This window comes from Rhodovulum sp. ES.010 (genome assembly GCF_900142935.1).
In the GTDB taxonomy this organism is placed as follows: domain Bacteria; phylum Pseudomonadota; class Alphaproteobacteria; order Rhodobacterales; family Rhodobacteraceae; genus Rhodovulum.
The window spans coordinates 2,179,180-2,195,918 of record NZ_FSRS01000001.1; the positions used below are offsets into that span (position 1 = coordinate 2,179,180).

The following is a 16,739-nucleotide window of genomic DNA, read 5'->3' on the forward strand; positions in this document are numbered from 1 at the left end:
CTGGTCTTGTCGTTGTCAGTGGGTGGTGGGCGGCGCATAGGCGCCGATCTTGCTGGTCTTCAGCCCCGCGCCGACCAGCGCCTCGGCGAATTTCGTGGCCGCGGTGACGCCGTCGATCACCGGCACGCCGGTCTCCTCGGTCAGCCAAGCGGCCAGGTCCGACATGCCGGCGCAGCCCAGCACCACCGCCTCGCAGCGGTCCTCGGCGACGGCGCGGCGGATTTCTTCGCGGACGAGGTTGCGCGCATTCGAGCCCGGTTCCTCCAGGGCCAGAACGGGAATATCGGCCGCGCGCACCCGGCGGCACTGGTGCCCGAGGCCGTATTTGCGCGCCATCTCCTCGACGATGGGCACCGCGCGCGGCAGCGTGGTGACCACCGAGAACGAGGTGGCGATCATGCTGGCGGCCTTCATCCCCGCCTCGCAGATGCCCAGCACCGGGCCGGTGGCGATCTCGCGGCAGGCGCCGATGGCGGGGTCGTCGAAACAGGCCACCACGATGGCGTCGGCCGCGCCCGCCTCGGCCGCGCGCACCTCGCGCAGCAGGTGGGCGGCGCACATCACCTCGTCATGGTGGCCCTGGATCGAGGGCGGCGCGCCGGCGGCCGTGCGGCCCTCGACCTCGACGCCGTCCGCGACCACGGCGCGCGCCGAGGCGACGATCTTCTCGGTCATCGAGGCGGTGGAGTTGGGGTTGATCACGACCAGTCGCATGGGATGCTCCTTTCCGATTTCAACAACGGTAGCAAAAATTGTGAACAATTTATAGCTTCAATTTCCGGACGTCATTCTTGCGGCAAATCCTGTTGTCGCAGCGCCGGGCCGTGGCGTAGACAGATTTCCATGGAGCGTGCGAAGGAGACCCAGATCGTCGAGCACATCCTCGACGCCATCGCCGACCAGCGGCTGCCCGCCGGCACCCGGCTGGGCGAACAGGCGTTGAGCGACCATTTTTCCTGCAATCGCACGCAGGTGCGCCGGGCGCTGGCGACGCTCACGGCCTACCAGGTGGTCGAGCATGTCCCCAATCGCGGGGCCTCGGTGGCGACGCCCACGGCGCAGGATGCCCAAGACGTGTTCCAGGCCCGCCGGGCCATCGAATCCACCATCTGCCGCAACGTGGTGCGCCATGCGACCGAGGCCGACATCGCCGCGCTGCGCGCCCATCTGGCCGAGGAGGCGCAGGCCAAGGGCCATCGCGACCGGCCCGCGGCGATTCGCCTGTCGCGGGGCTTTCACGACCTGCTGGCGCGGATGGGCCGGAACGCGGTGCTGGAACGCTATGCGCAGGACCTGACGATGCGCTCTTCGCTCATCATCGGGCTTTACGGCACACAGGCGCGGACGCTCTGCGCCGAGGACGAACACGAGCGGATCGTCGAGGCCATCGCCGCCCGCGACGAGGCCCGCGCGCTCAGCGAGATGGACCAGCACCTGCGCCACATCGAGCAGGGCATCGACTTCGACGGCAATCGACCGCCCACAGGGGCGCTGTCCTCATTGCTGGGCACGCGCGCCGCGGACGAATGAAAGCCGTCAGGTCTTCCCGTTCAGGAAAGATGCCACTCGCGAAGAAGTCCGAACGGCGGTTCCCGTCTGCGTGGCAAAACCGGGTGCAAGGCACCGCGAATGCCCGAAATCCGCCCTTTCGCCCGGGATGCTGCAAACGCGAATGCGGCAAGGTCGTCTACGCGACGGATGGTGGCGATGCCGCAGCGACGGGCGATGCTTCGGCAGAGCACATCGTCGACGTTTCCCGCGGAGGACGTCGAATGTCGCAGCTTTCCGAAAAACAGTTGCACGCCGTGGCGACGCACGGAACCATTCGAAAGCCGACGCCAAGACCCCGAAGCGGACCGGCGAATGCTCCGAAAATCGAGAAAGCCGCGCGCAAGGCCAACCGGGTGTCTGCAAAGGCACGGTCGAGGCGCGCGGATGCCACCGCCGAAGGACTGGCCAAGATCCGCGACAGAACGGCCCCGGGTTTACCGGAGAGCAAAAGGCTCGAAGGATACCCGTGATGAGCAAGAGACCCTACACCCCGTCCTACCCGGCCGAGCTGTGTGAGCGCGGCGTCCGGCTTTTCAAGGAACACCGCGCTGAATATGCCAGCGACAACGCGGCCTATCGGGCGATTGCGCCGAAGCTCGGCTGCTCGCCGGACAGTCTGCGCGTCTGGTGCCAGCGCGCCGAACGCGATACCGGCGAGCGCCCCGGCCTGACCAGCGCAGAGCGGGACCGGAGTGAGCCATTGAAGGCGCCATTGGTTCAAGCCCAATGGACGACGATTTCACCCATGTCTCGACCTGGCAGGGGAGGGTCTACGTCGCCTTCGTGATCGACGTCTTCGCCCGCGCTCGCCATTGTGCTCGAACCAATGGCGCACAAATGGCTCTCCGTGGGCTGGGGCGTCTCCACCTCGATGACCACGGGCTTCGTGCTCGATGCCCTCAACCAGGCGATCTGCCAGAGAACGCCGTCAGACGCCGATGCGTTGATCCTAGGCCTTCCTGCAACGGGACGGTGCACACGGAGGCGGGCCGTCAGGGCGCAAACGGAGTTGCACCGGCCGCGTCCGGTCTCTACCGGAGGGGCGACCTTGAAAGCGGCGGTGGCCCCATGGATCTGACCCTGTTTCCCCTCTTCCTCGCGACTTGCGCCGTTCCGGCGGCGGCGGGCGTCCTCTTCAAGCCCGGAGACTGGTATCGCGACCTCGACAAGCCCGCCTGGACGCCGCCGAACCGGCTTTTCCCGCTGATCTGGGCCGTTCTCTACACGCTGATGTCGCTCGCGGCCGCCCGGGTGGCCATCTATCCCGACAACGATCTGGCGCTGGGGCTGTGGTCGCTGCAGATCACCATCAACACGCTCTGGTCCGCGGTGTTCTTCGGCCTGCACCGGATGCTGGGCGGGGTGGTCGTCATCGCATTGCTCTGGGTGGCTGTCCTCGCGACCACCGTGGCGTTCTGGGCCCACGACATCCTCGCGGCCGTCATGATGGTGCCCTACCTCGCCTGGGGAACCTTCGCGCTGGCGCTCAACGTCTCGGTCTGGCTGCGCAATCGTGATCGCGACTCCGCAACCTCGTGAGGCGTCGACAGCGCAAGGCACGTGATGTCTCAGGGGGGCGATGAAAAGACTGCATGGCTTTGCATCGTGATAGTCAGCGCGACGATGTCCGTGTTCGCGGGGATGGCGGACGCGCGGAACTCGACCCCTGTCCGAGCTGGGCAATCGCAGGCTTGCCCGAAGCAGCGGGGGCTTCTATGCAGGATCTGCAGCGGAACCGCGAGGGAGGGAGCCGGTGAAACAGGGGCACGATCTCGGCGGGATCATCGCATTTGCGCATCGCGAGGAGGACTGGAGCGAGCGGCTGGCCGGGGTGGTGGACGAGCATTTCCTGCCGGCGCTGGAAGAGTTCGACCTGGACTTCGAGGATCTGGCTGACATCTTCGGCGAGCACGCACCCTGGACCCTTTGGGGGTGTGCCTTCGAGGATTTCCTGTCCCGCCGCTGACGACAATCCGAACCGTCGACCAGGCGATGCGCGATCGCGATGTCCGAGGCCGGTCACCGGAGGACGCGGACGAGATCCCGCCCGAGATCGCACGCCAAATCTTGCAGGAGCATTTCGACCGCCACTACCGCGACACGCTCGACCAGCCGATCCCCGCCCTAGGCGACAAGCCCCCCCCCGCCAGGCCGTCCGGAGCGCCGCGGGGCGCAAGAAGGTGGTGGAATGGCTGAAGCTCATCGAGAACCGCAGCGCGAAGGCCGAAGGCACGCCCATGGCCGACTACGATTTCGGGTGGATGTGGGAGGAACTGGGCGTGCTCGACGAGAAGAGGTAGGGGCGGGAAGCGGACTTTCTCCGCACGTGCGAGTTGCCCGGGTACACAGTCAGAAGCAGACATCCAGATCGCCTCGACTCTGTGCCTTCTCCGCGATGCCGCGAGGCGGCTTTGAGCCCTTGGCCGCCAGCAACGACTGATCTCTCGGTGCTCAGCCTTTCTTGTCGGGAGATACAGTGCATGACGCGCAAGCTCATCGCGACGACGGGAACTCTGGTCTGATCCTCGACTGGAAGAACTGACGCTTCGTTCAACTGCCCTTGCGATCCTTAAGCCAGCCCCCGACAAATCCGCCGATAGCGCCTGCCGGTATGAGCATCCACAATGACGCTGCCGTGTCGAGACCGAGCAGCCGCGAAAGGAAAAAACCCACTAGGGCCGCCACGCCGCCGATTATCGCGTATTTTGTTGGTGCTCCCATGCCCGCAATCCTTCTCTACACGACCTGGCCACATGCTTGGCAGCGTGGCCGATGGACCGGCCACGCCCCCGAACGATGCCCTCAAAGCGATCCTTCGTCGGTGATCGACATGATCCCGGCCGTCGTGCCGTCACGGTACGCGATACAGCGCCATGGCGCGCTCTGGTCGCCGACCCCGACGATGACTTCGGTGCCCGCCTCCGAGAACATCGATCGCAGGACGAACGCGGTCGGGTTGTTCGTCACCTGCCTGACGTCGCGCAGACAGGCCTCATGCGCTGCGTCAAGCAACTCGTTGCTGGCGGCGGCACTTCCCGAACCGGCCGAAGGCACGGTCGGTTGCGACGGCGCGGCCGCTTCGCGCAGATACTCGCCCGCGGCCCAACCCGTCACGCCACCGCCAACCTGCGCGACCTCGCACCAGCGGCGGCCTTCGTTCATCCGGCATCCGAGGTTCCGGACGACCGTGCCGCGAAGCAGGCCCATCCGCACCGCCGCGCTCGTCGACGGCGCGGCTCGGATGTTGAGGCTTCCGGACACGCCGGTCACTTCCCAATAGTCCGGACCGCCTGATAGTCCGTCCGCGAAATCCTGACCGGAGCCTGCCGCGGCGCCGTCGATCCGGATATCCAGGGTGTAAGTCGTGGACTCGCCCCGCCGCGCCGCGTTGCGGTTGATGATGACCTGCCACTGATCTTTCATCCAGCCGCGACCGGAGCCCGGTTGGTGTTTACGCCAAATGGCGCGGGTTGAGCAATCGCCCGACGCGCGGAGCTCTCATCTCGCGCAGCGGGTCGGGCGATTGCGGTGGTCAGGGTCTGCGCGTAGTCAGCCGGGGTCTGATAGCCCAAGGCCGAATGGGGGCGCTCGGTGTTGTAGTCGGCGACCCAGGCGGCGATCAGGTCGCGGGCATGGGCGAGGTTACGAAACAGCGTCTCGTTCAAGAACTCGTCCCGCATCCGGCCGTTGAAGCTCTCGACAAAGCCATTCTGCATCGGCTTGCCCGGCGCGATGTAGTGCCATTCGATCCGGTTCTCGGCGCACCACTTCAGGATCGCGTTCGAGGTCAGTTCCGTCCCGTTGTCCGACACGATCATTCCCGGCTTGCCGCGACGTTCGATCAGCGCCGTCAGCTCCCGCGCGACGCGCCGGCCGGAGATCGACGTGTCCGGGATCGCGGCGAGGCATTCGCGCGTGACGTCATCGACGATGTTCAGCACCCGGAACCGCCGCCCGCACGCGAACTGGTCATGGACGAAATCCAGTGACCAACGGGCATTTGCGCGCGCCTCGACCAGGATCGGGGCGCGGGTGCCGATGGCCTTGCGCCGCGCGCGCCGCTTGCGGACGGTCAGCCCTTCCTCGCGGTAAAGCCGGTAGATACGGTTGATCCCCGAGGGCTCGCCCTCCCGCCGGAGCAGGACGAAGAGCCGCCGGTAGCCGAACCGCCGACGCTCGTTGGCAAGCTCCCGCAATCGGCCGCGCAGTTCCGTGTCGGGTGCGCGTTGCGACCGGTAGCGGATCGTCTTCCGATCCGCGCCGGCAATCTGGCACGCCCGTCGTTCCGACAGCCCGAACCGGGCCTTCAGATGCGCGACCGCCTCGCGCTTCACGACGGGCGTCACCACTTTTTTGAAACCAGCTCGCGCATCGCGGCCAGATCCAGCATCTGCTCCGCCAGCAGCTTCTTCAACTTGGCGTTCTCGTCCTCGAGCGCCTTCAGCCGTTTGGCCTCTGACACCGTCATGCCGCCGTATTTGGCTTTCCAGTTGTAGAACGTCCCCTCCGACATGCCGTGCTTGCGGCACAGATCGGCACACTTCGCCCCGGCCTCATGCTCGGCCAGGATGCCGATAATCTGCTCTTCGCTGTATCTCGTTCGCTTCATTGTCCGTCCCCTCATTGGGTCGGACTCTAATCGCAGGTGGAGGAAAAATCCCGTGGCAGGTCAAACCATACGGTCAATCTTTTTTTAGGTGCATAGCTTTGTTGTCGGTCGCGCCTTGGCGAATCTCCTGGATCGGTGCCGCCACCTTGAGACCGGCGTCGCGCAGGGCCGCGTGCATCTCGAGATAGAGGTCTTCCCGCCCGGCGAACATCGCAAGATAGTCGGCGAAGTAGACCCATGCAGAATAGGTGTAGGGGTCGACGGAGGCGTCCTTGAGTTGCACGATGGGCTCCGGCGAGCGCAGGACGCTCTGACAACGCAAAGCGGCTGCGGATAAGAGTGAGATCACTTCCCGCGGGTCTGCCTCTCCCGAGACGCGGATATCGAAGCCCTGGGCGAAGGTCTGTCCCGGACCGCGCAGATTGAGGAATCGTTGGCGAGACAACATCGCGTTGGGGAGGACGAAAAGGCCACCGTTCGCGCTCTTGAGTTGCGTCGACCTCCAGTTGATGTCGACGACCACGCCCTCGGTGCCGTCGTCGAACCGGAGTCTGTCGCCCGTCTGGAACGGCTTCTCGATGCTCAGGGCCAGGCCGGAGAAGAAGTCTCCGAGGGTCTGCTGCATGGCGAAGGCGAGGATCGCAGCGAGCGCCCCGGTCGAGACGTAGAGTTTGGCGGGAGAATAGTTGTTGGTGACGAGAAACAGCAGGAAGCCCACGAACATGCAAACGACCACGAGGGTCGTTCTCGCGAGACGCGACATGTGCCCTTGGCCGCCCTCTGACCGCTCCTCGATCCGGGCCGCGATGATCCGGGAGGCGCCGTAGCCGAAGGCGAGGAATAGGCCGAGATGCGTGAGCCCCGCGACGAAGGTCTGCCATTCGTACAGGCCGAAATGACCCAAAGTCGATCCGACGAGATATCCGGCGGCGTAGACGGCCGCCGGCAGAAGCACGAAGTCGAGGATCGCCCCGCCGCGGCGATACCGTCGCAGGAATATCCGGACGACACGGACCTGCCGCGCAAGCGTCCAGACCAGAAACAGCGTGACGACAAGCGCCGCGGTCAGGTTTCCGCCATGGAGGATCGAACCGGAGGATGCGTCGATGTTCATGGTGACGAGCCGGGGCGAAGAAGCACGCGTTGCGACCACATGGCGGCGTGCATCACGGGGTCTTCCGATATGCGGCGATCGCGATGGGATTTCTGCCGCGGCGGCGTATGCCGCGCACCGCGAGGGCCCTGGAAGCGGTGCGGCCAAGGGGGGCTGGAGGGCGATTTGTCAGATGGCTGGTCCGGCCGGGGCGAAGGTCCGGTCCGCGTGCTGTTCGCGGATGACGGCGCCGCGGCAAGGCGGATGGCCGAGTCCTCCGAGCAGCGAAAAGAAATCAACCGGTCCCGCTGCAATTGGTTACCTCTGCCCTTCGCCGAGCGCCGTGACGGGCGCGAGCATGACGGCCGTCGCATCCTCGGCCAGCAGGACCGTGCCGGGCAGCAGGCCAGTCTGCCCCGATGTGCTGTCCGCGATCCCTCGGCGCACGGACTCCGTCTGCCGCAGAAACGAGATCATCGTGGGTGAGGTCGCTGCGGCGAGGTGGCGCGAGGCGGCGTCGTCCGCGCCGGTCAGATCGATCACGGTCACGTCCAGCCCGGCCACTTCGTCGACAGTGCGAATGTTGCCGAGCCGGTCCTTGTGCCCGGTCAGGCGGGCCGACAGGCGCAGCGCCGGATCCTCGCGCGAGGTGAAGATCACGAAGGGGTCGGGCAGGTCGCCGATGTCCTCGGCCTGCTCGCGGAACAGGGCGGGGTCGATGTCGGGCGACATCAGGACGACACCGCTCAGGCGCGCCAGCGTCGCCCGGTCGCCGAGGAGCGCCATCTGCCGCAGCACCTCCATCGTGAGTTGCGTGCCCATCGAATGCGCGACGATCACGATCTCGCGCGCGCCCGCGGCGGCGAGATCCTGCAGCATCTCCTGCATCCCGTCGCGCGCCACGAGCACGGCGTCGCGGTCGGCCGCGTAGGCCAGCGGCGCCCCGCGCGAGGGCCAGGCGTAGTGGAAGACCGGGCCGGGGATCCCGAAATCGGCCGCCATCTGCGCGGTGCGGAAGACGCCGTCGCCCATGACGTTGTTGAAACCGTGGACGGTGACGACGACCTCCTGGCGCCCTCTTCCGCCGCCGAGCGCGCGGCGCGCCTCGGTCCGGAAGGCGGCACGATCGCGAAAGGTTCCGGTCCGGCGCGTCAGGAAGTCCTCGCGCGGATCGGGGCGCGCGCCGGGAAGGGTTACGAGGCCCGGCGCACGATCGGGCGGCACGGAGACGTCAACGACGGCGTAGTTGAGCGCCCCCGGTTCCGAGCGCGACCAGAGACCGTCGGGGCTGCGCGCCCGCGTGGTGCCGACATGGACCGCGACGGTCTTCGTGCCTGCCATGGCCTCCGCGTCGGGGATGAGGTCTGCGCGTGGCCCACATCCGGCGACGACGGAAATCGCCACACACAGCACGGGGGCCATGCGCAGGCAGCACGGCATCTTCGGCAGGCGCCACACCGCTGATGCTCGCAGAGTCCGTGTCATGTCTGTCGCCTCTCGGCTCGGAGCCCCCATTATCTTCTTGCTCGGATCACCTGGGCCACCTCCGCAACCAGCGTGCCCGCGCGGCCACCTGCGCGGATCTCCACCCCGCTGCGCTAGGGCACCCGCATCGCTGTGGCGAGTCAAGCCCTGGCCCTTGGAGGGCCGGACGGCGGTAGACAATGCGATGCACTTACCGATTGCCTTTACCGACTGCCTTCGGCGACGAGCGCGGTCTAGGCATTCGCGGCCTCCTCCGAACGCGGCTCCGCGATGAGGGCACGGGGCGCCTCGGCGGCGCCGGCCAATTGGACCGTGCGAGTGGGGAAGGCGAACTCGACTCCGACCTCCTCGGCCAGCGAGACGATGTCGAGGATCAGGGCGTGCTGTGCCTCCACCTGCGAGCCGTAGGCGAAGACTCGCAGGTAGCACATCACCTCGATATCGATCGAGGAGGCGCCAAAGCACTTCAGCCCGACATAGAGATCCTCACGGTCGATCCGCGGCTGGTCCAGCAGCACCTCGCGCAGGCGCTTCACGAACTTGTCGAGCTTGTCGCGCGGGGTGTCGTAGGTCAGCCCGATGCCGAGGACGACCTTGCGGCGGCGGCGCTTGCCCCAGTTGGCGATCGTGCGGTCCGACAATTGCGCATTCGGCACGTTCAGCACCGTGTCGTCGAGCGAGCGAAGCCGGGTCGAGCGCAGACCCACCTGTTCCACCGAGGCGAGCGTGCCGTCGAGCTCGATCAGGTCACCCCGCTGGAAGGGCCGGTCGGCCATCAGGATGCCGCCACCGAGCAGGTTCGACACCGTGTCGCGCGCGGCGAAGGCGAGCGCGACGCCGCCCACCCCGAGGCCGGTCAGAACGCCCTCGTAGGGAAGGCCGACGACATCGGCCGCCGCGATGATCGCGCCGAACACGATTAGCAGCTTGGCGAGCCCGGTGCCAAGCGAGGCCGCGATCTCGTCGACATAGGAGGTGGTCTGTTCGGCGCGGGCGAGGAACCATCCGCCGACAAGCCCGGCCAGGCGATAGACCAGCAGGGCCAGCGACACGACCACGAAGAGGCCGGCCAGAGTGCTCACCAACGGCAGGCCCATCTGCGTCAGCCCGAGCCTCAGGACTGCCCAGGACAGGATCACGGCGGCCCCGAGCAGCCCCGCTGGCAGCGCCAGCCGCGCGAGCCCCGCTGTGCCGTTGCCGAGGCGTGACAGGCCCCGCAGCGCCGCCCCGATCCCGGCTACCGCAGCGACCGCGGCGGCAAAGGCGGCGGCGAGGCCGAGCCATTGCCAAAGCTCGAGATACCCCCGGTCGACGACAAGGCCGGGGGCCGCGGCACGAACGGTTTCGCGCAGGCGGAAGTAGGGCGACAGCGCCTGCGGCTCCTCGAGGCCGGGGATGGCGGGCAGTTCCTGCATCGCCTCCAGTAGCGCCGGCGCCGCGGCCAGCGTGGCCGAGGCGATCTTCCACCGCTCGGGCGGCGGCGCGCTCCCGTCCTCCGGGGCGGGCGCGGGCACCCGCGCGATGGTGATGTCGCCCACCGGGTGCTGGAAGTAGACGAAGGGCACGCTGCGGTCGGGATCGTCGGGGATCTCCTGCCAAATAACGTAGGCGATCCTGTCGAGGATGCGCTTGAGGAAGTCGGCGTAGATCGGCCCTTCCAGCTCGTGCAGCCGCTCGGGGATGTGCGACAGGTCCATCACCGCCAGCGCGCGGGCGCGCCCGCCCTCATCCCAGCTGTTCGCGCCCTGGATGAACTCGCGCATCACCGTGCGGGGAGAGTTCGCCCGCGCCCGGTCGAGCTCGCTCATGCTCCCGTGTCCCATCGCGTCGAGGAACCTGCCCCTCACGGCTGCCAGCGCCGCCTGGTCGGGCAGGACGAGGCGCCAGCGGCCGAAGGCATCCCGCCGGAACCCGAGGTCGGTCGTCTCTGCGACCGCGGCGGGGCCGACGGCAAAGCGCACCCGCTCCTCCTCGGGCGCCTCCGGCGCCTCGGGCACGTCCATGATGCGCAGGGTCGACATGTCGAGGATGTCGAACATCATCGTGCGGCGGGTCGCGCGGTCGCCGGCATTGGTCGGCGGGCCGGCATAGCTCACGAGGTTGCCGACCTGCCGCAGGGCGCCCGCATCGCCCGCATAGGTGGCCACGTTCGCCGCGATCAGCAGGCTGCGCAGCGTCTCCCGTGGGCTGGCGTTGCCGAGCCGCCACTGGCCGCTGCCGCCTTCGGCGTCCTCGCGAAAGCCGTTCCAGTACTCGCCGTTGCCGAAGCGGCCGGTCAACACCTGCCCGTCCTCCGAGAGGGCAAACACGAACGCGCCCGACGCGCCCGGCTGCGCCCATGTCCCGCGCAGGACGCGGCCCTCGACCGTCCCCTCGACGGTGCCGTCGTCGGGCGCGTAGGTGCCTGTGACGCGGTCGCCCTCCTGCGACAGGCTCAGCACCGCGCTTCCCGTCCTCCAGAACGTCTGCCAGTCGCCAGAGAAGTCGGCCGGCTGGGCGCGTGCCGCCAGGGGAGTGAGCACAAGCATGAGCAGGCACAGCATGCTGGCGGCGGCACGCATCCGGTCTGCAGCATTCATGTAATCTCTCCTTTTCCCCCGATCCTTGCCCAAGCGTGCGCCGCGAACAAGGCGACCGGCCAGAGACAGGTGGCCAAAATGAGCAGGCTCGCCCGGCTACCCGGCGCAAGATGGCCCGCCAGCCGGACGTGCCATTCGGTGCAGAGTTGTTTGCATGACCTGCCTGTTGGACTACGATATTAAAGCCAACGAGGGGGAAGGGGCATTGGATGAGCCCGGCAAAGGGGGGCTGGCGCAGAGCCGCAGGTCGCGAAGAGCGGCTGCCGTGGCCGCTGCCCTGGACGAGCAATACATCGCCTACCAGTACCGTTTCGTCGAGTTTTTCATCGATCACCTGTCCGACGTCAGCCGTGCGTTCCGGGGAGATATGCAGGCGATGCTCGTGCTCGCCCTGATCGGGCAGAGCTGGATCAACGCCGTCCGCGCCGCGCAGGCCGAGGGGATCGCGCCCGCCGACCTGCCCCCGGAGCGAACGAGCACCAGCGCCTCGCGGATCGCCGACGTCACCGGGATCCCGCGCCAGACCGTTCGGCGCAAGCTGGCCGCTCTCGAGGAGCGGGGATGGATCACGCGCAACGAGGACGGGTCTTGCCGGCTCGCCCACACCGACGGTGAGACCGCTGCGAAACGCGACCTGTCCGACATCGACCGCCGGGCGCTGCGGCGTGTCGCGCGTCTGTTCGCCGATCTCGAGGCGCTGGTTGCGGCGCAGGAGTCGGCGACGCAGAGCGACCCGGAGGAATGCCCGGAATTGGGTGCTCGGAATGAGCGCCAAGGATCTGCAAAACGTAGAATGGCTCCGTAAACTGACCCTCAAAGCCCAGTTTTCGGAGACAGATATGTTCGATCCAGCAAAGTACCGCCTCGACGGTCAGGTTGCGCTCGTCACTGGCGCGGGGGCCGGAATAGGCCGCGGCATCGCCGAGATGTTCGCAGGCGCCGGCGCCGCCGTCGTGGTCAGCGACCTCAAGCAGGAGACGGCCCAGGCGGTCGCCACGGCGATCACCGAGGCCGGCGGCAAAGCAGTCGGCCTCGCCTGCAACGTCACCAGGGAAGAGGACCTGCAGGCAGCGGTGCAGGCGGCGATCGACAATTTCGGCAGCCTGTCGATCCTCGTCAACAACGCCGGCGGCGGCGGGCCGAAGCCCTTCGACATGCCGATGGAGGATTTCCGCTGGGCCTACGAGATCAACGTCTTCGCGCCCTTCCGGCTCACCCAGCTCGCCGTGCCGCACATGGAAGCGGCGGGCGGCGGCGCCGTGCTCAACATCTCGTCGATGTCAGCGGAGAACAAGAATGTGCGCATGGCGTCCTACTCCTCCTCCAAGGCCGCCATCAGCCACCTGACGCGCAACATCGCCTTCGATCTCGGTGCCAAGAACATCCGCGTCAACGGCATCGCGCCGGGCGCGATCCGGACGGCGGCGCTGGCCTCCGTGCTGACCCCCGAGGTCGAGCAGACCATGCTCAAGCACACGCCGATCAAGCGCCTCGGCGAGCCCGCGGATATCGCGGGCGCCGCGCTCTATCTCTGCTCGCCCGCGGCGGAATGGGTCAGCGGACAGATCCTGACCGTGTCCGGCGGCGGCGTTCAGGAACTCGACTGACGTCGGGCCCATCACTGGGCAGCAGTCAAACCCGGACCTTACCGGACCATCCAGAACACAGGGAGACACCCATGAGCTTCGACGCATTCGCCGATTTCCGCATGGACGGCCACAACGTCATCATCACCGGCGCAGCGCAGAACATCGGCGCGCAGATCGCCAAGACGCTTTCGGCGGCTGGCGCCAAGGTCATGGTCTGCGACCTGCAGGCCGAGAAGTCCGCCGACACGGCGTCGGACATCGCCAAGGAGACCGGCAACGAGGTCCTGGGCATGGGCTGCGACGTGACCAAGGACGAGGACATCCAGGCCGTCGTGGACGCCACCGTCAAGGCTTTCGGCGGCGTCTCCACCCTGATCAACAACGTGGGCTGGGGTGCGCGCCAGCCCGACCCGGCCGCGATCCCGCGGGAAGAACTGCTCAAGTCCTACAACCTGAACACGGTCAGCGCCTACCGGATGAGCATGGCCTGCCTGCCCTATCTGGAAAAGGCCGAGAACGCCACGATCACCAATTCCGGCTCGTTCTCCTCGGCGGTGCCGGCCTACGACATCCTGCCCTACTGCACGGCGAAGGCCGCGCTCAACCAGATGATGGTGTCGCTGGCGCACATGCTGGCGGCTAAGGTGCGCGTCAACTCCGTCCTGATCGGGACGGTCATCACCCCGGGCTATGCCGATGCCGGCGTTACGCCCGAGATGCAGGAGAAGCTGTCGCACCCCGACAACCTGATCGGGCGAGCAGGCAAAATGGAGGACATCGCCAACGCGATGCTCTACCTGGCCTCGCCGGCCTCGAGCTGGGTCAGCGGCGAGATCATCAAGGTCCACGGCGGTGGCCCCGTCAGGCGGCTGTTCGGCTAGCGAGGTGGGCGCGCGCGGTCGACATAGCACATACGCCGCCGCCATTGCCTGCGCCTGCGCCTGTGCCTTGGCGGGCGCGGGCGTACCGGCCTCGGCGCAGGAGGGCCTCGGGCTCGGCCAGTACGGCCCCTCCGTGGTGCCGCTGGGCCGGGCGGCGGTGGGCCAGACGATCTCGCGCGTGGATGTCAGGGTCGCGACCACGAGCGGCGACCGCGCACGGGACGCCGCGGCGCTGCGGGTCGCCCGCGCCGCGACCGGGGCGCTGGTCGGACGCGAGTACCGGCCCGTGCTGGTCGACACCGCGCTCGGGCGCCTCGTGGCGGACGGAACGGCGCGCGCGGTATCGCACCGCCCGGCCTACGAGGGCGCGCGGGATGCGCTGGGGATCATCGTCACCCTCGATCTCGCGCCCGCGCCCCCGTCCGAGGATCGCGAGGCCGCGCCGGGTTTTCCGGTCATTTATCAGGACGACCGGTCGAAGCTGACCTTCATCCTGAACACCGGCGTCGGGGTCTACTCGGACAGCAACGCCTGGTTCGGCGCGCCGGCGCTCTTCAACGGCTCCAACCCGCTGGCGGGAGACTTGCCCGGCAGCGGCAGCACCTGGGCGGAAGGCTATCTCGAATTCGGGATCGGCGGCGCGACGCGGCTGGGCGAGACCGACTACTACCTCTTCGGCGCCGCGAGCGGGCTTTTCAGCGCCTCGCGGGGCCAGGACATCTTTCGCGATGACGGCCGCGACTTCCTGCACCCGGACAAGGGCTATGTCGGGCTGCTTTATGCCGACCCGGAGACCGGGGATACCGCGCAGCTGTCTTTCGGGCGGCAGACCTGGACGCTGAACAACGGCTTCCTGATCTCGATGGTGGCCGGCTCGTCGAATGCCGGCGAGCGCGGGGCGACCTATCTCGGCCCCCGCAACACGACCGACTTCTCCGCCCTGTTCACCGGCGAGTTCGGCCGCTCGCGCGTTTCCCTGTTCTATATCGACCCCGACGAGCTAGAGGACCTGGAGTCCAACACGACGTTCGCGGGCGCCAATCTGGGCTACGAGTTTACCGACGCCTTCACGATGGATGCGAGCGTCATCACGATCCCCACCTCGGACTCGTCCTACCGGACGCCGGGCGGCGCCGCACTGCCGCGCGAGGGGACGACCACCTGGGGCGTGCATGGCCTTTACCGGCCGACGACGCCCGATCATGTCTGGCTGGAGGGCGAGGCCTATTACCAGACCAACGATGCCTACGACATGTCCGCCCACGCCTACTACGGCACCATCGGCCATATCTGGAAAAGCGCCCCCTGGAGTCCCAGCCTCTCCTACCGGTTCGCCAGCTTCTCCGGCGACGACCCGGACACCGACAGGTTCGAGCGCTTCGACTCCATGATGAGCACCGGGCTCGGCAACTGGCTGCAGGGGGTGTCCTTCGGCAAGGTCTACCGCAACGGCAACCTGAACACCCACCGCATCCAGGCCAACCTCTCGCCGCGCGAGGGCATGAACCTCACCTTCACCTGGCACCGCCTGCGCGCCGACGAGTTCAACAACATCGGCGGCAACCCGGCGCTCTCGACGCTGACCTCCCGGGACCTGGGCGAGGAGTTCACCGCGACGCTGCGCTGGGCGCTCGACCGAAACCGGTATCTCCAGGTCGTCGCCTCGCATGCGCGTCCCGGCAAGGCGCTGAAGCGGATCGGCGCGGACGACCCTTGGACCACGCTTCAGGCCAGCCTCTACATCAGCTTCTGAGCACGCCCGCTCAGCCGACCAACCGGCCGGCACCGCCGGCCCAGACATGGAAGACCGACATGCCGGACGCGACACCCCATACCATGACGAAGCTTGCAATCCTCAAGGGCGCCTTGCTCGGCGGCGTGATCAATGCCGTGATCAACGGCGCGATCCAGTTCTTCATCCTGCGCGGATCCGCGCCCATCCCGGTGTCGGTGGATTCGATCGGCACGGAGACACACACCGTGCTCGGCTCGTCCGTGCCGCTGGCGGTGTCGCTCGCCATGATCCTGACCGCCGTCGCGCACTGGACGACGAAAGTGCCCAAGAAGCCGTTCGTGCCGACCACGCTCTGGCTCGTGATCAAGCACGGCCTCTTCGCCTTCGGCGCCGTCGTCGCCGGGGCGGTCATGTGGCAGCGCATCATGGGCACCGTCGAGGTGAGCCTCGGCACCGCGGTCCTGATCCTCGGCATCGTGGCCGGCGTGGTCGCGGCCGTGGTGAACTACATGACCATTTCAGAGATCGTGGAATAACTCACATGACCGAGGTTCCCTGGGGCCAACTTTTCGGACTTCTGTTCATGACGATGGGGCCGATCCGCGCCATCGCGGTCTTCTCCCGCGTTGGCACGGATGATGCTCAGCCCGAGGTCAAGTCGCTCGCCAATCGGTCCGCATTGCTCGTCGCCGGGGCTTTTCTCGTTGCGATCCTGATGGGCACCGGCGCGCTCGGCGCATGGGGGGTCAGCTTCCCCGTGCTGATCGGAGCGGGCGGCGTAGCTCTTTTCGCCCTCTCGCTCCAGACGCTGCTCTCGCCTCCGGCACAGGGCGGCCAACTGGATGCCGCGACGGTCCATGCGGCGAACGTGGCCTTCCCCGGCCTGTTCCCGCCGATTGCCGTGGTGGTTGCGCTGATCTTCGCGGTGGCTTTCCCGGGCGTCGAGACGCATGCCGCGATAATCGCCATGGGCCTTGGCCTGATTGCTCTGAACTGGCTCCTGATGCGGCGATCGAAGGCGATCCTGCGCGCCATCGGGCCGGTGCCTCTGCAGCTCTTCGGCGCGGTCTTCGGTGTCCTTCAACTCGCGCTCGCACTCCAGTTCATGCACGACGCGGTGGCGATGTTATGAAGCTGGATCGGGAGGGAGCACCTGATCTCGTCTGAGCCTTCGAGGCCCGCGTGGCACGCTGTGTTTCGCATCAGGATGCCGAAGT

General features: G+C 67.3%; 17 protein-coding genes and 1 pseudogene. 12 read left to right on the forward strand and 6 right to left on the reverse strand.

Annotated features, from left to right (window positions below; translation table 11 throughout):
• Positions 1-15: 15 nt before the first annotated feature.
• Positions 16-714: an aspartate/glutamate racemase family protein gene (locus BUR28_RS10635; protein WP_074220099.1), complete on the reverse strand. Its 699-nt coding sequence runs from the start codon at positions 712-714 to the stop codon at positions 16-18.
• A gap of 129 nt (positions 715-843) precedes the next feature.
• Here BUR28_RS10635 and BUR28_RS10640 point away from each other — a divergent pair, with 129 nt between their 5' ends.
• From BUR28_RS10640 to BUR28_RS10650, 6 genes and pseudogenes are all read left to right on the forward strand, one after another.
• Positions 844-1,530: a GntR family transcriptional regulator gene (locus BUR28_RS10640; protein ID WP_074220100.1), complete on the forward strand. Its 687-nt coding sequence runs from the start codon at positions 844-846 to the stop codon at positions 1,528-1,530.
• On the forward strand, positions 1,527-2,021 hold the full coding sequence (locus BUR28_RS19480; RefSeq protein WP_175566934.1) for a hypothetical protein: 495 nt from the start codon (positions 1,527-1,529) through the stop codon (positions 2,019-2,021). Before BUR28_RS10640 ends, BUR28_RS19480 begins: the two co-directional genes overlap by 4 nt.
• Positions 2,021-2,338 carry a hypothetical protein gene (locus tag BUR28_RS19485; protein WP_139307555.1) on the forward strand — a complete coding sequence of 106 codons (318 nt, stop codon included), beginning with the start codon at positions 2,021-2,023 and terminating at the stop codon, positions 2,336-2,338. Before BUR28_RS19480 ends, BUR28_RS19485 begins: the two co-directional genes overlap by 1 nt.
• Positions 2,287-2,497: pseudogene (locus tag BUR28_RS20800) on the forward strand (hypothetical protein); the annotation flags it as partial. The gene BUR28_RS19485 and the pseudogene BUR28_RS20800, both read left to right, overlap by 52 nt.
• Before the next feature lie 122 nt (positions 2,498-2,619).
• Entirely contained in the window at positions 2,620-3,090 is a 471-nt protein-coding gene (locus BUR28_RS10645) for a tryptophan-rich sensory protein TspO (protein WP_074220101.1), read from the forward strand.
• Positions 3,091-3,304: 214 nt separating this feature from the next.
• Complete coding sequence (locus tag BUR28_RS10650; RefSeq protein ID WP_074220102.1) at positions 3,305-3,517, forward strand: hypothetical protein; 213 nt, start codon at positions 3,305-3,307, stop codon at positions 3,515-3,517.
• 836 nt (positions 3,518-4,353) lie between these two features.
• Here BUR28_RS10650 and BUR28_RS10655 read toward each other — a convergent pair.
• The 5 genes from BUR28_RS10655 to BUR28_RS10680 all read right to left on the reverse strand — a co-directional run bounded on the left by BUR28_RS10655 (position 4,354) and on the right by BUR28_RS10680 (position 11,317).
• Positions 4,354-4,974, reverse strand: coding sequence for an SH3 domain-containing protein (locus BUR28_RS10655; RefSeq protein WP_074220103.1), 621 nt, complete (start codon positions 4,972-4,974; stop codon positions 4,354-4,356).
• A protein-coding gene (locus BUR28_RS10660; RefSeq protein WP_139307446.1) for an IS3 family transposase occupies positions 4,971-6,160 on the reverse strand; the annotation gives its coding sequence in 2 pieces (ribosomal slippage) (positions 4,971-5,908 and positions 5,908-6,160; 1,191 coding nt in all). Before BUR28_RS10660 ends, BUR28_RS10655 begins: the two co-directional genes overlap by 4 nt.
• Before the next feature lie 73 nt (positions 6,161-6,233).
• Positions 6,234-7,274 (reverse strand): mechanosensitive ion channel family protein, encoded by a 1,041-nt coding sequence (locus BUR28_RS10670; RefSeq protein ID WP_074220104.1) that lies wholly within the window; start codon positions 7,272-7,274, stop codon positions 6,234-6,236.
• A gap of 297 nt (positions 7,275-7,571) precedes the next feature.
• Positions 7,572-8,594, reverse strand: a complete 1,023-nt coding sequence (locus BUR28_RS10675; RefSeq protein WP_175566935.1) for an alpha/beta hydrolase — start codon at positions 8,592-8,594, stop codon at positions 7,572-7,574.
• A 377-nt stretch (positions 8,595-8,971) separates the two neighbouring features.
• On the reverse strand, positions 8,972-11,317 hold the full coding sequence (locus BUR28_RS10680) for a mechanosensitive ion channel family protein (RefSeq protein WP_074220105.1): 2,346 nt from the start codon (positions 11,315-11,317) through the stop codon (positions 8,972-8,974).
• A gap of 166 nt (positions 11,318-11,483) precedes the next feature.
• Between BUR28_RS10680 and BUR28_RS10685 the strand changes: the two genes are divergently transcribed.
• The 6 genes from BUR28_RS10685 to BUR28_RS10710 all read left to right on the forward strand — a co-directional run bounded on the left by BUR28_RS10685 (position 11,484) and on the right by BUR28_RS10710 (position 16,654).
• Positions 11,484-12,122 (forward strand): helix-turn-helix domain-containing protein, encoded by a 639-nt coding sequence (locus BUR28_RS10685; protein WP_175566936.1) that lies wholly within the window; start codon positions 11,484-11,486, stop codon positions 12,120-12,122.
• A complete protein-coding gene (gene hdhA / locus BUR28_RS10690; protein ID WP_254813732.1) occupies positions 12,082-12,924 on the forward strand; it encodes a 7-alpha-hydroxysteroid dehydrogenase in 843 nt (280 codons plus the stop codon). The genes BUR28_RS10685 and hdhA overlap by 41 nt, the downstream gene beginning before the upstream one ends.
• A gap of 71 nt (positions 12,925-12,995) precedes the next feature.
• The gene (locus tag BUR28_RS10695; RefSeq protein ID WP_074220108.1) at positions 12,996-13,787 is read left to right on the forward strand and encodes an SDR family oxidoreductase; all 792 of its coding nucleotides are present in this window, start codon (positions 12,996-12,998) and stop codon (positions 13,785-13,787) included.
• Between the two features lie 67 nt (positions 13,788-13,854).
• Positions 13,855-15,540, forward strand: a complete 1,686-nt coding sequence (locus BUR28_RS10700) for an alginate export family protein (protein ID WP_217693518.1) — start codon at positions 13,855-13,857, stop codon at positions 15,538-15,540.
• Positions 15,541-15,599: 59 nt separating this feature from the next.
• Positions 15,600-16,058, forward strand: coding sequence for a hypothetical protein (locus tag BUR28_RS10705; protein WP_217693519.1), 459 nt, complete (start codon positions 15,600-15,602; stop codon positions 16,056-16,058).
• Positions 16,059-16,063: 5 nt separating this feature from the next.
• Entirely contained in the window at positions 16,064-16,654 is a 591-nt protein-coding gene (locus BUR28_RS10710) for a MarC family protein (protein ID WP_074220109.1), read from the forward strand.
• The last annotated feature ends 85 nt before the right edge of the window (positions 16,655-16,739 follow it).